At 62.8% G+C, this 14,829-nt stretch carries 10 protein-coding genes; 2 read left to right on the forward strand and 8 right to left on the reverse strand.

Going from position 1 to position 14,829, the window contains the following annotated elements; genetic code table 11:
• Positions 1-80: 80 nt before the first annotated feature.
• Positions 81-767: a type 1 glutamine amidotransferase domain-containing protein gene (locus ACNQP3_RS12485; protein ID WP_012272145.1), complete on the reverse strand. Its 687-nt coding sequence runs from the start codon at positions 765-767 to the stop codon at positions 81-83.
• Positions 768-857: 90 nt separating this feature from the next.
• Between ACNQP3_RS12485 and ACNQP3_RS12490 the strand changes: the two genes are divergently transcribed.
• Entirely contained in the window at positions 858-2,981 is a 2,124-nt protein-coding gene (locus tag ACNQP3_RS12490) for a hybrid sensor histidine kinase/response regulator (protein ID WP_264317290.1), read from the forward strand.
• A 6-nt stretch (positions 2,982-2,987) separates the two neighbouring features.
• Here ACNQP3_RS12490 and ACNQP3_RS12495 read toward each other — a convergent pair whose 3' ends face one another.
• Both ACNQP3_RS12495 and ACNQP3_RS12500 read right to left on the reverse strand, forming a co-directional pair.
• Positions 2,988-4,604: a response regulator gene (locus ACNQP3_RS12495; protein ID WP_060493475.1), complete on the reverse strand. Its 1,617-nt coding sequence runs from the start codon at positions 4,602-4,604 to the stop codon at positions 2,988-2,990.
• An 80-nt stretch (positions 4,605-4,684) separates the two neighbouring features.
• Positions 4,685-5,740 (reverse strand): HEAT repeat domain-containing protein, encoded by a 1,056-nt coding sequence (locus ACNQP3_RS12500; RefSeq protein WP_060493474.1) that lies wholly within the window; start codon positions 5,738-5,740, stop codon positions 4,685-4,687.
• Positions 5,741-5,876: 136 nt separating this feature from the next.
• On the opposite strand from ACNQP3_RS12500, the gene ACNQP3_RS12505 reads away from it, so the two are divergent.
• Entirely contained in the window at positions 5,877-6,464 is a 588-nt protein-coding gene (locus tag ACNQP3_RS12505) for a TetR/AcrR family transcriptional regulator (protein WP_012272149.1), read from the forward strand.
• Positions 6,465-6,583: 119 nt separating this feature from the next.
• On the opposite strand, the gene ACNQP3_RS12510 is transcribed toward ACNQP3_RS12505, so the two are convergent.
• From ACNQP3_RS12510 to ACNQP3_RS12530, 5 genes are all read right to left on the reverse strand, one after another.
• Positions 6,584-7,999, reverse strand: a complete 1,416-nt coding sequence (locus tag ACNQP3_RS12510) for an efflux transporter outer membrane subunit (RefSeq protein ID WP_264317098.1) — start codon at positions 7,997-7,999, stop codon at positions 6,584-6,586.
• The gene (locus tag ACNQP3_RS12515) at positions 7,996-11,175 is read right to left on the reverse strand and encodes an efflux RND transporter permease subunit (protein WP_012272151.1); all 3,180 of its coding nucleotides are present in this window, start codon (positions 11,173-11,175) and stop codon (positions 7,996-7,998) included. Before ACNQP3_RS12515 ends, ACNQP3_RS12510 begins: the two co-directional genes overlap by 4 nt.
• A gap of 12 nt (positions 11,176-11,187) precedes the next feature.
• Positions 11,188-12,429 (reverse strand): multidrug efflux RND transporter periplasmic adaptor subunit MexE, encoded by a 1,242-nt coding sequence (mexE, locus tag ACNQP3_RS12520; protein WP_012272152.1) that lies wholly within the window; start codon positions 12,427-12,429, stop codon positions 11,188-11,190.
• A gap of 157 nt (positions 12,430-12,586) precedes the next feature.
• A complete protein-coding gene (locus ACNQP3_RS12525; protein WP_012272153.1) occupies positions 12,587-14,173 on the reverse strand; it encodes a rhodanese-related sulfurtransferase in 1,587 nt (528 codons plus the stop codon).
• On the reverse strand, positions 14,170-14,778 hold the full coding sequence (locus ACNQP3_RS12530) for a cysteine dioxygenase (protein ID WP_012272154.1): 609 nt from the start codon (positions 14,776-14,778) through the stop codon (positions 14,170-14,172). Before ACNQP3_RS12530 ends, ACNQP3_RS12525 begins: the two co-directional genes overlap by 4 nt.
• Positions 14,779-14,829 lie beyond the last annotated feature (51 nt).

Below are 14,829 nucleotides of genomic sequence, written 5' to 3' on the forward strand. Positions count from 1 at the left end.
GCCTATGTTTTCAATGAGCTGCCTGCTGTAGTCCGCGTGCAGTCTGCTCGATAGGAAACCAACAAGGTTAATGTAAGGTTTTACTTGCCCTGGAGTTTCGCGAGGACTTTTTCGGCGAGCAGCGCGGTAGAGGCAGGGTTCTGCCCGGTGATCAGTCGACCATCATCGACCACGTATGGCTTCCATGGATCGTCATGCTTGCTGTACACGCCGCCACGGCCACCCAACTCGTTTTCTGTCAGGAATGGCACCACGTTGTCCAACTCGACCAGTTTTTCCTCGATATTGGAAAAGCCGGTTACCTTCCGATCTTTCAGCAGCAGGCTATTGTCGCTGAGCTTGATGTTCAGCAGGCCGACCACACCGTGGCACACTGCGGCAACAATGCCGCCATTTTCGTAGACCTTGCGTGCCAGCTCCTGCAGCGGTTGGTTTTCGGCAAAGTCATACATCACTCCGTGCCCGCCTGTGTAGTAGATGACGCTGTATTCTTCGGCCTTTACCTGGCCAGGGCTAAAGGTGCTGCCCAGGCGATTCATGAAGCCCTTGTCGTCATACCATTGCCAGTCCAGGTCGGGGGCCATCTGCAGGCTGTGTGGGTCGATGGGGATGTAGCCGCCCTGTGGGCTGACATAATCGACCGTGTAGCCGGCCTTTTCGACCTTCTCGACAAAGTGCACCGCTTCGCCCAGCCACAGCCCGGTCGCCCGACTCAGCGTCGGATACTTGGCTGTATTGGTCAGTACTACCAGTATTTTCTTGCTCATGACCACGCTCCCGTCGGCAACCTGAATGGGCCGTTGCTCCCTGGCCCGAGGAAAAACCTAATGAGCATAGCTGCCACCAGCCAGGGCGTCATGGTGTGCGATGCATGCTGTGCTAAGTTGAATGAATTCACAGCTGGAGCCACGACATTGATCGCAAACGGTACGCCACGCGAGCCTGTACCGCAGGCTATACGGCAGTCGCTTGTTTCGTCATCGATCAAGCCGATGGGGGAACGCATCGCCCAGTTCGAGTGGGGGCATACCTCGCTCGGGCCATTGCCGCGCTGGCCGGCTTCATTGCGCATTGCTGTAGACATGATGCACTTGTCGCCGTTCCCGTGTGCGGTGGTCTGGGGGCCTGACCTCTGTGTGGTGCACAACGATGGCTATCGGGCGCTGCGGGCTGTTACCCATGATGCGCTGGGTAAGACGTTCGATGCCCTTTGGCATGATGTCTGGCCAGCAGTGGGGCCTTGGGTGTTCAACGTACTTGAGGGGCGCTCGAGTTTCGTCGAGGACCCACCCCTGCGAATCGTCCGGGGCGAAGGCGCCGAGCCGCTATGGTGCGCGTTCGGTTATGCCCCCCTGCATGATGAACTCGGTAACGTGGCCGGGTTTCTGCATACGGTGATCGAAACCACGGCCAGCGTCGAGGCGCACCGTCACTGGCGTGAGCAGGCGCAGGGATTTGAACGGCAGGTCGAGCGCCATGTGGCCGAGCGCGAGCAGTTCTGGCAGCTGTCGCGCGACGCCATAATGACGATTACCCCGGAACTGAAACTGCATGCCGCCAACCCGGCCTGGCACCGCATTTTGGGATGGCCTCAAGAACAGGTGCAGGACATACCGATACTGGAGCTGGTTCACCCCGCCGATCGTGTCGAAGTGCAAGTGGCAGTGTCGGGGCTACTGCAAGACAGTCATGCGGAACAGATCGAGACCCGTCTGCGCCACCGCGATGGTCACTACCACTGGTTTTGCTGGAGTGCGCGGTTTGATGGCAGCCTTCTGAACGTGGTTGGCCGGGACATTACCGCAGAGCGCGAAGAGGCTGCACGTCAGTCCGAGGCGCTGATGCGCAGCAGCGAGCGTATGGAGGTGGTAGGCCAGTTGGCGGGCGGCATGGGCCATGAAATGAACAACTTGCTGTCCGGTATTGGTGGCAGCCTCGAATTGCTGCAGCGGCGCCTGCAGGACGGGCGCCTGGAGCGAGTGGAGGCCTATGTGGAGGTCGCGCGTGACTCAGTGCAGCGTGCGATGGAACTGACTCATCGCTTGCTTGCGTTTTCTCGCCATCAGCCGTTGGCACCTGGACCGCTGAATTTCAATCGGCAGTTACGTCAGAGCGAGCCGCTGTTATTGCAGGCGCTGGGGGCAGAGATGCGTTTGCACTGGCAACTGGATGTTGCGCACTGGGCGGTGAACTTGGACGTGCGCCAGCTTGAAAATGCGCTGATCAATTTGTGCGCCAATGCCCGTGAGGCATGCCTGGCGCAAGGCAATGTCACCATCAGCAGCGTCAACGAACGGCTGATTGCCTTTTTCCCGGATGAGGGTGGCTTGCCCCCAGGCGACTACGTGGCTTTGCATGTCGAGGACGATGGCCATGGCATGGCGGCGGTAGATATCCCCAGGGCATTTGAACCGTTCTTCACCACCAAACCCGTCGGGCGTGGGTCCGGCCTTGGTTTGTCGATGGTTTATGGCTTTGTCGGCCAGTCGGGCGGGTATGCCTGGATCGAGTCGACCCAGGGAAAGGGCACCAAGGTTTCCATGCTTTTCCCTCGGTGCCATGAGCCGGTACCGGACGAAGTCACGCCGGCACCGCGTCCGCAGCGTATGGCAAGAGGCGAGCGCCTGCTGTTGGTCGATGATGAGCTTAACTTGCGCGCGGTGATGCGCGAATACCTGACTGAGCGTGGTTTCAACGTGACCGACGTGGGCGATGCCAATACTGCGCTGGACCGCTTCCGCCATGGCGGCCCCTTCGATTTGGTAATCACCGACATCGGCCTGCCGGGTGGTTTCAGTGGCCGGCAAGTGGCCAAGGCCATGCGCATGCAACTTGAACAGCAGAAGATTCTGTTTATCACAGGCTATGCGGATCAGCCGATTGAAGCGCAACTGCTCGGCCAGCCGGGCACGGCGTTAATGAACAAACCGTTCTCGTTGGCGGACCTTGCCGACGAAGCGATACGCATGCTTGATGAGTAGGGCGCTTCAGGGCTTGCCAAGAATCTGCGTCACTTGGGCCTGCAACTGCTTCAGTTCGAACGGTTTGCAGATCAGGTGCATGCCCGTGCCCAGGAAGCCCTCACGGGCCATGGCTGTCTCCGCATAGCCGGTGATGAATAGCACTGGCAAGTGCGGTCGCAGGCTGCGAGCAATTTCGGCCAGTTGCCGGCCATTCATGCCGGGCAAGCCAACATCGCTGACCAGCAAGTCTACCGCTTGTGCCGAGCGTAAAACTTTCAAACCCTCGTTGGCATTGGCGGCGCTGTGGCAGGGGAAGCCGTCGTCGCGCAGAGCCTGGCACAGCAGATGGCGCACATCAGGGTCATCTTCGACCACCAAGACATGCCGGCTACAATCGCCTTGTTTGGGAGGCGTTGGGCTGGACACTCGCCGAGCTTCACCGCGATGGCGGGGCAGGTACAGTTCTACCTGGGTGCCTTGGCCAAGCTCGCTGTGCAGCGTGACATGCCCGTGGGATTGCTTGCTGAAGCCGTACACCATCGACAAGCCGAGCCCGATCCCCTGGCCGGTCGCCTTGGTGCTGAAGAACGGCTCGAAGGCGTGCTCCAGTGTGCTTTGTGCCATGCCCTGGCCGTCGTCGATGATCCGCAGGCGCACATAATCGCCCTCGCGCAGAGCGCCGTCGGCGAATTGCTCGGTGGCGATGTATTGATTGCTCGCCTCGATGCGCAGTAGACCACCACTGGGCATGGCCTCGCAGGCATTGAGCAGCAGGTTGTCCAGGGCTTCGTGCAGCTGCTCGTCGTCTGCCTCCACAGGCCAGAGCCCTTTGGCAACCTGCACCTGCAGGGCTACCGCCGGGCTCACCCGAGCCTTGAGGCGCTTTGCCTGCAGAAGTGTATGCAGGTCGATTCGTTCGTTATGCAGCGATTGTCGGGAAGAGAATGCCAGCAGGCGGTGTGTCAGGCGGGCGGCGCGTGCTACAGCCTCGCGGCCCATGCTCAGCACGCCGTCCAGGCCGTCGCTGCGGCCTTGGTGCAGGCGCCGCTCGATCAGTTCGAAGCTGCCACCAATGCTGGTGAGCAAATTGTTGAAGTCATGGGCGACGCCGCCGGCCAATTGGCCGATGGCTTCCATCTTGCGTACTTGGTAACGGGAGAATTCGCTGTGCTGCTGTTCTTCGTTTGGCGGCTCAAGCTGGGTGTCCAGGCGCTGCTGCAGGCCATGGAGCTGGTCACGTATCAGGTATTGCCTGCGGCGGTTGCGCAGTGCGGACTGGGTCATGTGCAACAGCTGGGCGTGTTCGAAGGGCGCAATCAGCAATGCCAGGTTGCCCACGGGGTGATTAGTCGCGCCAGTGGCTGACCAGGCGCCCTGGGTCACCAGTACGATGGGCAGGTCCGACCAGCTTGGTTGCTGGTCAATATAGGCTTGCAGCGACTCGCATGGGCCATGGCTGAACACTTGTTCGGCAATGATCGCCAAACCTGCGCCTTCGGCCAGGCGCGCCTGCAGGTTGGCCATGTCGACCGCACACAGGCTTGCGATGCCGGCGCGAGCGAGCAGGTTCGAGGTGTCCGCCGCCAACGGCGGGGGTGCCAGAATCAACGCACGTTGATCCAGCGTCAACGAACTGGCCAAAACGGCTCTCCTGTAGGGTGGCCTGTTATCCACTGGACCCCGGGCACTGGCACGGGGTTCAACAATAAATCAGGAATGGCCTACAGGCCCTGTTGCAATACGGGATCGTCCGGGTTCTGGCGTTCCAGTTCGGCCAGCAGTACCTGCACATTCTGCAGTTGGCCGGATTCTTTCCAGTACTGAATCAGCAATACCCGCGCCCGACGATTGGCGGGTTGCCGATTGAGCACGGTTTCCAGTTGCTTCTGCGCGGCATCGAGTTGCTCCAGTTCGTGCAGGGTAACCGCCAGCGTATAGCGATAGTCTGTGTTGTCCGGGTCAAGTTCGACGGCGCGGGAAAGGGCCAGCAAGGCATATTCGCGCTGCTCGTGGCGGTTCAGCCAAAGCCCGAGTTCGTACTGCAGAAAGGCCGAGTCAGGGCTCAACGCCAAGGCTTTGCCCAGTACTTGGCGTGAGGCGTCGTGATGGCCCTGGCGTTCCAGCAGGCGCACTTGAGTGGCCAGCGCGTCGAGGTTGCCGGGGTCAACCGCCAGCGCGCGTTGCAGTGCTGTGGAGGCCTGGGTGTAGTCGTTTTCATGCAGGTACAGGCGCGCCAGGTGCACCTGCGCGTCGGCATCCTCGGGTTGCTGTTCCAGGGCTTGCTGGTATTGCTCAAGGGCTGCCTGAAGCGGGCCGAAGTACAGGCCGATGGCGTCGGGATCGAGGCCTAGCAGGGCATCCACGGCGGCAAAGCGCACGCTTTGGTCGTCGTCGTCCAGCAGCGGGCCGAGTACCAGGCTGCGCTGCGCCGCCGGCAGCAGGCGACGGATACCCGCAATGGCCGCACGACGCACCAGCGGGTCGCCATGCTCCAGGTCCTGGCTGGCGAGTTTCAATGCCTGCGGCGAGGGGTAGTTGGGCAACTCTGTGTACAGCGCCGCACGGCGGATGGCGGGCAGGTCGTTACGTTGCAATTGCTGGTACAGCACCCGTGCTGCTCCAGGCTGACCGTCGTGTGCCTGGCGTAGCGCCTTGGTGTAGCTGTGTGCCGGCAAGGTAGGCTGCGCGGGTGGGGCATCACGCCACAGGTAGCCGAACAGGGCCAATACCACAATCGACGACAGTAGGGCGATCAGGTAGCGGTTGCGTCTGGGCATCTGACGATCCGTGGCGGCGGGAAGGGCAGAGCTTGGGCCAGCTGGGGGGTAATTGCAACCGAACCGAACAGGCTGCTTGCCACGGGCCAGGCCTGCGTGGTGACATTACATGCATTGCGTATGTAAGGAGAGACACATGGTTCGCCGCACCCGTGCCGAGATGGAAGAAACCCGCGCCACGCTGTTGGCAACCGCCCGCCAGTGCTTCACTGCGCTGGGTTATGCGGACACCTCCATGGATGACCTCACCGCACAGGCGGGGCTGACTCGAGGGGCGCTTTATCATCATTTTGGTGACAAGCAAGGCTTGTTGACTGCGGTGGTGGAGCAGATCGACGCCGAGATGGACCAGCGCCTGCAAGCAATTTCGGAGGCGGCCGAAGATGCCTGGGAGGGCTTTCGCCAACGTTGTCGGGTTTACCTGGAAATGGCCTTGGAGCCGGAGATTCAGCGCATTGTGTTGCGTGACGCCAAAGCGGTGCTCGGCGGGGCTTCGCCGGGTTCGCAACGGCAGTGCATTGCGTCGATGCAACGGTTGATCGCAGACCTCATGCAGCAGGGCGTCATTGCCGAAGCCGACCCACAGGCGTTGGCATCGTTGATTTACGGGAGCCTGGCGGAAGCCGCCTGCTGGATTGCACAGGGGGAAGACGGCCAAGGCCGGCTGTTGAAGGGTTTGAACGCACTGGAGTTGCTGTTGCGGGGCGTGTTGAACAAGGCCTGAGCGCTGCGTACCGAGCCTCGGCCCCCGATGCTGTCGGGCATAAAAAAGCCCCGCGGGCCAAGGCCTGCGGGGCAAACGGTTGGGGGAGGAACCAACCAAAGGAGTCGTTGAAACGGGGGTCAGCGGGCGCTGGCAACGGTCTCCGGTTGCCAGCCACCGCCCAGGGCCTTGTAGATCGAGACGATGCCGCGGTAGAGCTCAACCTCACCCTGGGCCTGTGCATCTTCAGCGCTCAGCCGTTCGCGCTCGGCATCGAGCAGTACCAGGTAATCCACCGTACCCTCGCGATAGCGAATCGAGGCCAGCTCCGCCGCCTTGCGGCTGGCGTCGCTCTGATGCATCAGCGACAACAGCCGTTGCTGGGTTTTGTCGTAATCGCTGAAGGCGTTGGCCGACTCTTCCAGGGCCAGCAGTACTTGCTGCTCGTAGTTGGCCAATGCCCCTTCGGCATCGGCCTTGGCGCCGCGCAGGCGGGCCCGCACGCTGCCCAGGTCGAAGGCCGCCCAGGTAATGCTCGGGCCCAGCGCCCAGGCGTTGGCCGCCGAGGAGCCGATCTGCGAGCCGCGCGCGGCGGTAAAGCCGAGGAAGCCGCTGAGGCTGACCCGCGGGAACAGGTCGGCGGTGGCCACGCCCACGTTGGCGGTGGCTGCCGCCAGCTGGCGTTCGGCGCTGCGGATGTCCGGGCGGCGGCGCAGCAACTCACCCGGGTCACCCACCGGCAGCGCCTTGGCGATGGCCGGCAGGGCTTTGGGCGACAGGTCTACGCTGAGCGCGTCAGGGCGTTGGCCGAGCAGGGTGGCGATGCGGTGCCGCGCCCGTGCCTGTTCGGCCTGCAGTTGCGGCACGGTGGCTTCGACCCCGGCCAGGCGCGCATCGGCACGCACCACGTCAAGGTCGTTGCCCACGCCGGCATCGCGCAGGGTTTCGGTGATAGTGCGCGATTCCTGCTGGGTCTTGAGGTTGGCCAGGGCGATTTTTTCGCGTAACTGGGCACCGCGCAATTGCCCGTAGGCATCGACCAGTTCGGCGATCAGGCTGACTTGCAACTGCTGCAGGTCGGCGGCGGCTACCGCTTCCTGGGCTTCGCTGGCTTCGATCTGGCGCTGGATGCGGCCGAACAGGTCAAGCTCCCAGGCCATGTCCAGGCCCAGGTCGTAGCGCTCGCTGTTCACCCGCTGGGTGGTCTGGCCTGGGATCTGGCCCTTGCCGATGTCGCTGCTGGCGCGGCTGGTGACCACCGGGAACTGATCGTTCTCAGCGTCTTCACGGATCGAGCGGGCCGACTTCAGGCGGGCGAAGGCCACGCGCAAATCACGGTTGCCGTCCAGCGAAGCCTGCACCAGCTGGTTCAGCACCGGGTCGTCGAACTGCTTCCACCACAGGCTCTCGAAGCGGCTTCGGTCGTAGGCCTTGGCCTGCACATCGCTGGCCAGCTGCGCAGGCTCGGTAGCGGGGGCCTGGTAGTCCGGGCCTACCGCACAGGCCGCCAGGGCCAGTGCCAGCAGGCTTGGGGTCAGGGGTTTGAGCAGGTTCATGCATGGTTCTCCAGCACTTGAACGCGTTCGGCCTTGCGGGCCTGGCGACGCTCGACGAAACGGCGGATCAGGAAGAAGAACACCGGGGTCAGGAACAGGCCGAACACGGTCACCCCGATCATCCCCGAGAACACCGCCACACCCATGGCATGGCGCATTTCGGAACCTGCACCGGAGCTGAACACCAGCGGCACCACACCCATGATGAAGGCGATCGACGTCATGAGGATCGGCCGCAGGCGCAGGCGGCAGGCTTCCAGCACCGCAGCCAGCGGGTCGAGGCCCTTGGCCTGTTCATCCTTGGCGAACTCGACGATCAGAATCGCGTTCTTGCACGCCAGGCCCACCAGTACGATCAGGCCGATCTGGGTGAAGATGTTGTTGTCGCCACCCGACACGATCACACCGGTGATGGCCGACAGCAGGGTCATCGGTACGATCAGGATCACCGCCAGCGGCAAGCTCCAGCTTTCGTACTGGGCAGCCAGTACCAGGAACGCCAGCAGTACGCACAGCGGGAACACCAGCAGTGCAGTATTGCCCGAGAGAATCTGCTGGTAAGTCAGGTCGGTCCACTCGAAGGTCATGCCGTTGGGCAGTTCCTCTTTCAGCAGCTTCTCGATGGCGGCTTCGGCCTGGCCAGAGCTGTAGCCTGGCGCTGCGGCCCCGTTGATTTCGGCTGTGATGAAACCGTTGTAGTGCATGACGCGGTCTGGCCCGGAGGTATCGCTGACCTTGAGGAAGGTCGCCAGCGGGATCATCTCGCCCAGGTTGTTGCGCACCTTCAACTGGCCGATCTGCTCGGCATCGAGGCGGAACTGTTGCTCGGCCTGGACGTTGACCTGATAGGTGCGGCCAAAACGGTTGAAGTCGTTGGTGTACAGCGAGCCCAGGTAAACCTGCAGGGTGTCGAAGATGTCTGTGATCGCCACACCGTGGGTCTTGGCCTTTTCCCGGTCGATGGCGGCATCGACCTGCGGCACGTTGACCTGGTAGCTGGTGAACAGGCCTGCCAGCTCGGGTACGTTGTGGCTCTTGGCGATGATGTTCTGGGTTTCCTTGTACAGCGCTTCGTAGCCCAGGTTGCCACGGTCTTCGATTTGCAGGCGGAAGCCGCCAATCGTGCCCAGGCCCTGTACCGGCGGCGGTGGGAAGATGGCGATGTAAGCGTCCTGGATGTCGGCGAATTGGGCATTCAGCGCGGCTGCAATGGCTGCCGCCGACTGGCTCGGGTCCTTGCGCTCATCAAACGGCTTGAGCGGGGTGAACACGATGCCGCTGTTCGGGCTGTTGGTGAAACCGTTGATCGACAAGCCTGGGAACGCCACCGAGTCGGCAACGCCAGGTTGTTTCAGGGCGATTTCGCTCATGCGCTTGATCACCGCCTCGGTACGGTCGAGGCTGGCGGCGTCCGGCAGTTGGGCGAAGGCTACCAGGTACTGCTTGTCCTGGGCTGGCACGAAACCGGTCGGGGTGGACGAGAAGCCGAGGTAGGTCAGGCCCATCAGGCCGGCATACACGAACAGGGCGATGCCGCTGGAGCGAATGACTCGGCGCACGCCGCCGACGTAGCGGTGGCTGGCACGGTCGAAGAAACGGTTGAACGGGGCGAACAGCCAACTGCCCAGCAGTTTGTCGAGGAACCGCGAGAAACGGTCCTTGGGTGCATGGTGGTCCTTCAGCAGCACGGCAGCCAGGGCCGGCGACAAGGTCAGCGAGTTGAACGCCGAGATCACAGTGGAAATGGCGATAGTCAAGGCGAACTGCTTGTAGAACTGCCCGGTAAGGCCAGAGATGAACGCGGCCGGCACGAACACCGCGCACAACACCAGCGCGGTGGCGATGATCGGCCCAGTCACTTCGCTCATGGCCTTTTGCGTGGCTTCCAGCGGTTTCAGGCCGAGCCCGATATTACGCTCGACGTTCTCCACCACGACGATGGCGTCGTCCACCACAATACCGATGGCGAGCACCAGCCCGAATAACGACAGCGCATTGAGCGAGAAGCCGAACAGGTGCATCACCGCAAACGTACCGATCAGCGACACCGGTACTGCCAGCAGCGGGATGATCGAAGCGCGCCAGGTCTGCAGGAACAGGATCACCACCAGCACGACCAGCACCAGGGCTTCGAACAGGGTGTGCACCACCGCTTCGATGGAGCCGCGCACGAAGATGGTCGGGTCATAGACGATGCTGTAGTCCATCCCTTCCGGGAAGTCCTTCTTCAGCTCGGCCATTTTCGCCCGTACTTCGTCGGAGATTTCGATGGCGTTGGAGCCTGGGCGCTGGAAGATCGGGATGGCCACCGCCGGCTGGTTGTTCAGCAGCGAGCGCAAGGCGTACTGGCTGGAGCCAAGTTCGACCCGGGCGATGTCTTTGAGGCGGGTAATTTCGCCATCGGCACCGGCGCGGATGATGATGTTTTCGAACTCTTCCTCATTGACCAGACGGCCCTGGGTGTTGATCGACAGCTGGAAGCTGGTGGAGCCGGGGGCGGGCGGGGCGCCCAGCTGGCCAGCGGCTACCTGGCGGTTCTGCTCGCGGATCGCGGCCACTACATCACTGGCAGTCAGGTTGCGCGAAGCGGTCTTGTTCGGGTCCAGCCACACGCGTAGCGAGTAGTCGCCCATGCCAAACAGCTGCACGTCGCCTACACCACCCAGACGCGCCAACTCGTCCTTGATGTTGAGGATGGCGTAGTTGGACAGGTAAAGCATGTCGTAGCGGTTATCCGGCGAGGTCAGGTGCACGACCATGGTCAGGTCGGGCGAGGCCTTGTCGACGGTGATACCGATACGGGTCACTTCCTCGGGCAGTTTGGGCTGGGTACGCGTGACGCGGTTCTGCACCTGCACCTGAGCGTTGTCCAGGTCGGTCCCCAGGGCGAAGGTGATGGTCAGCGTCAGCTTGCCGTCAGCAGTGGACTGGGAGGACATGTACAGCATGTTCTCCACACCGGTAATGGCCTGCTCCAGCGGCGCGGCAACGGTTTCGCCAATGACCTTGGGGTTGGCACCGGGGAAGTTGGCGCGCACCACCACGGTGGGTGGCACCACTTCGGGGTATTCGCTGATCGGCAGCTGGAACAGCGAGATGGAACCCGCAATCAGCAGCACCAGCGACAGCACCGCGGCGAAGATCGGCCGGGTAATGAAGAATTTCGAGAAGTTCATCGGTAGGTTCCCTTAACCGCGTGGCGCCTGGGCGCTGGCGACTTTCACGTTGTTGCCCGCCACCTTCGGCGCCGGGTTGCTGGCCTCCAGGGCCTGGCGCTGCTGGGCGAGGGCGGCGAGGGTCTGTTCGCTGGCCATTGGCGTTTCTTCTGGGGTGACCGGCGAGCCAGGGCGCACGCGCTGCAGGCCCTTGACCACGATGCGGTCGTCCTTGCCAAGGCCGCTGCGCACGATGCGCAGGCCTTCCAGCTTCGGCCCCAGCTCCACGGCGCGGTAGGCGGCCTTGTTGTCCTTGTCCATGACCAGTACGAACTTCTTGCCAAGGTCGGTGCCTACGGCTTCGTCGTTGATCAGTACGGCGTCGTACTGGGCGCTGCCGACCAGCTTCAGACGCGCATACAGCCCAGGGGTGAACTGGCCGTCGCTGTTGTCGAACACCGCACGGCCACGGATGGTGCCGGTGCGCGGGTTGACCTGGTTGTCGACGAAGTTCATCTGGCCCAAGTGCGGGTTGCCGGTTTCGCTGGTCAGGCCCAGGTACACCGGGGTGCTCTGGCCACGCTGGCCTTCGCGGGCCAGCTGGGTGTACTTGAGGTAAACGCGCTCGTCGGCGTCGAAGTAGGCATAGACCTTGTCGGTGGACACCACGCTGGTCAGCGGGGTGACATCGGCGCTGACGATGTTGCCTGCGGTGAACTGGGCGCGGCTGACGCGGCCGCTGATGGGTGCGGTGACGCGGGTGAAGCTGAGGTTCAGGCGTGCCAGGTCGAGTTGAGCCTGGATCGCATCGACCCCGGCGCGGGCTTCGGCGGCGGCGCTGCTGCGCGATTCGGCCAGTTCGGCGGAAATGGCATTGCTGTCACGCAGACGCTCGCCACGGCGGGCCTCGTTGGCGCTGCGGATGGCGGTGGCCTTAGCTTGTTGCAACTGCGCTTCGAGGCGGCGGACTTCTGCCTGGAACGGGCGCGGGTCGATCTGGAACAGCAGGTCGCCTTTCTTGACCTGGGCGCCTTCAGTGAAGGCTACCTGGTCGATCTGGCCGGAGACCCGTGGGCGCACCTCTACGGTTTCCGGTGCTTCGAGGCGGCCGGTGAACTCGTCCCATTCGTTGATCGGTTGTTCGATCACCTTGGCAACGGTGACTTTCGGCGCGGCGGGAGCCTGCACGGCGTCGGGGGTTCGACCGCAAGCGCTGATCACCACCACTGCCAGGGCAGCGAGGGGAAAGCGCAAGGGTTTGAGTGATTGTTCCATGGAGAACTCCGCCAATGTATTAGTAGTGGGCGGAGTGTGAGTGTGTTGCGCGTGAGGCACGAATCGAACGAGACGAAGGTTATTATCACGCTGAATGATATGTGCGGATCAATCATCGATGGCGGGCATGGTTGGGGCGCAGAGCGCCCCGGCAATCTCAGCTCAATACGCTGAACCCATGGGTGCCATCGCGCTCCAGTTGGGCAATCAAGCCGAACTCCCAATCCAGATATCCCTGCATGGCTTCGCGTGGGTTATCAGTGCCTTCATAAGGCCGGCGATAGCGGTCGGTTCGCGCAACCGCCAGGTGGGTTTCGCCACTGTCCAAGGGTTTGCCTGCCGCAATCCAGCGCGCAGTACCGCCGTCCAGTACATACACCGGGGTTTGCGTAAGTGCTTGCAAGTCTACCGCCGCAAAGCGTGCCAGCAGGCTGCTGCCGCAGGTCAGCACATAGCGCTCGGCAACCGGCAACTGCTCCAGCACCTGCGGTAATTGCGCACGGATCGCCCAATGGGCGCCTGGAATGTGACGTTTGACGTAGTTGGCACTGCTGGTGAAGTCCAGCAGCACGGTGCCTGGCGCTTGCAGCCAGTCATGCAGTTGCTCGACGCCGATTTCGGTGACTGCGGGTAGTGCAGGCTGCGGTGCCTGCCAATCGCCGGTCTCGCTGAAGTCCGCCACCGACAGACCATCGAGCACCCCTACCTGCCAGCCCATTTGCGCCAGCCACGAGGCGCTCATGTTGGCCCGTACGCCATCGTCATCCACCAGCACGATGCGCGCCCCGCGCACGCTGGCGACATGGTCGGTTTCCTGCACCAGTTGCCCGCCTGGCACACTGCGGCTGGCCGGTAGGTGGCCATGGGCGTATTCCTCAGGCGTGCGCACATCGAACAGGTAGGTAGTACGGCGGCTATCGGCCTGCCAGGTGGCCAGCGTTTCGCGCGTCAGGCGCAGCACACCGGCACGGTCGGCTACATGGCGTGCACGCTGAGCGGCGTCGATGCGGGTGGTATCGCTGACCGCTGCAAAACGGCGCTCCTGGCCGTGAGCCAGGGTTTGCCCGGCCAGGGTCCAGCCGATGGTGCCGTTGCGCAGGGCGGCCACGGGGTTGGGGATGCCGGCGTTGACCAGCGACTGGGTGCCGATGATGCTGCGGGTGCGCCCGGCGCAGTTGACGATGACTTGGGTGGCGGGGCTGGGCGCCAGTTCGGCAACCCGTAGCACCAGCTCGGCGCCCGGCACGCTGATGCCTCCAGGAATGCTCATGGTCTGGTATTCGTCGAAGCGGCGGGCGTCGAGCACCACCACATCGGCTTTGGCGTCCAGCAGCGCTTGCACGTGTTCGGCCGCCAGCGATGGGGTGTGGCGCACGCTTTCGACCAGCTCGCCAAAGGCCTTGCTCGGCACATTGACGTCACGGAACAGCTCGCCACCGGCTGCGCGCCAGCCGGCCAGGCCACCTTCGAGCACTGCAACATCGCTGTAGCCCAGTGCCACCAGGCGTTCGGCCGCCAGAGCAACCAGCCCTTCGCCGTCGTCATACACCGTGAGGGGGGTGTCACGGCGGGGCACGCGGGCGAAAATTTCCAGCTCCAGTTTCGACAATGGGAGGTTGGCGGCGAACAGTGGGTGTGCTTGGGCGAACGGGTCTTCCTCGCGCACATCGATCAGTGCCAGTTCTTCATGGGCCAGCAGGGCTTGGCGAATGGCGTGATAGGAACGGGTGGCAACGGTGCTCATGGGGCAGGGTTCTCTTTGGACAAGTCCCAGATGTTGGGCAGAAGGTGGTTGGAGTAGCCGGAAATGAACGCTTTTTCGGTGCCATCGGGCAGGTAAACCGCCCGGCTGACGGCGCCAATGTTGGCGCCGTACACGTGAATACTGATCGACACCCGGTCACCGAAGGCATTGCTGACCTGGTGGATATCGCCGATGCGGGGCGAAACAGCCTCGACGTGGCCGGGATCGATACGCACAGGCTCGCCCGCCGGCAGCAAGGCGCCCTGTTCGCTACGGGTGAAGCCTTGCGAGTATTCGGCGCCACGCAGCATGCCGATCAGGCCCCATACCCGGTGGTCGTGAATCGGCGTCTGCTGGCCGGGCCCCCAGACGAAACTGACGATGGAAAAGCGCTGGCGCGAATCGCAGTGCAGCAGATATTGCTGATAGCGGGCTGGATCTGGCTGCGCCAATGCCTCTGGTAGCCAGTCATCATGCGCGACCAGGCTGCGCAGCAGGCCCTGACCTTGGTCGAGGAGTGTGGCTTCGTCGGTTTCCCGGTCCAGCAGTTGCGAAAGGGCGTCGATGAAGTGTCGCAAGCGCTCGAAGCGTAGGGGTTGGCTCATGGTTCAGGCTCGGCTGGCGGTTTTGCTTAACCCTAGCAAATGCGCTAAATA

It is taken from the genome of Pseudomonas sp. LFS074, from assembly GCF_047978165.1.
GTDB classification, from domain to species: Bacteria; Pseudomonadota; Gammaproteobacteria; order Pseudomonadales; family Pseudomonadaceae; genus Aquipseudomonas; species Aquipseudomonas putida_P.

What these genes read in the sequence shown, in the direction of transcription:
- ACNQP3_RS12485 (WP_012272145.1), bottom strand. Translation starts at nt 767, where the DNA reads ATGAGCAAGAAAATACTGGTAGTACTGACCAATACAGCCAAGTATCCG.
- ACNQP3_RS12490 (WP_264317290.1), top strand. Translation starts at nt 858, where the DNA reads ATGGTGTGCGATGCATGCTGTGCTAAGTTGAATGAATTCACAGCTGGA.
- ACNQP3_RS12500 (WP_060493474.1), bottom strand. Translation starts at nt 5,740, where the DNA reads ATGCCCAGACGCAACCGCTACCTGATCGCCCTACTGTCGTCGATTGTG.
- ACNQP3_RS12505 (WP_012272149.1), top strand. Translation starts at nt 5,877, where the DNA reads ATGGTTCGCCGCACCCGTGCCGAGATGGAAGAAACCCGCGCCACGCTG.
- ACNQP3_RS12510 (WP_264317098.1), bottom strand. Translation starts at nt 7,999, where the DNA reads ATGAACCTGCTCAAACCCCTGACCCCAAGCCTGCTGGCACTGGCCCTG.
- ACNQP3_RS12515 (WP_012272151.1), bottom strand. Translation starts at nt 11,175, where the DNA reads ATGAACTTCTCGAAATTCTTCATTACCCGGCCGATCTTCGCCGCGGTG.
- mexE (WP_012272152.1), bottom strand. Translation starts at nt 12,429, where the DNA reads ATGGAACAATCACTCAAACCCTTGCGCTTTCCCCTCGCTGCCCTGGCA.
- ACNQP3_RS12525 (WP_012272153.1), bottom strand. Translation starts at nt 14,173, where the DNA reads ATGAGCACCGTTGCCACCCGTTCCTATCACGCCATTCGCCAAGCCCTG.
- ACNQP3_RS12530 (WP_012272154.1), bottom strand. Translation starts at nt 14,778, where the DNA reads ATGAGCCAACCCCTACGCTTCGAGCGCTTGCGACACTTCATCGACGCC.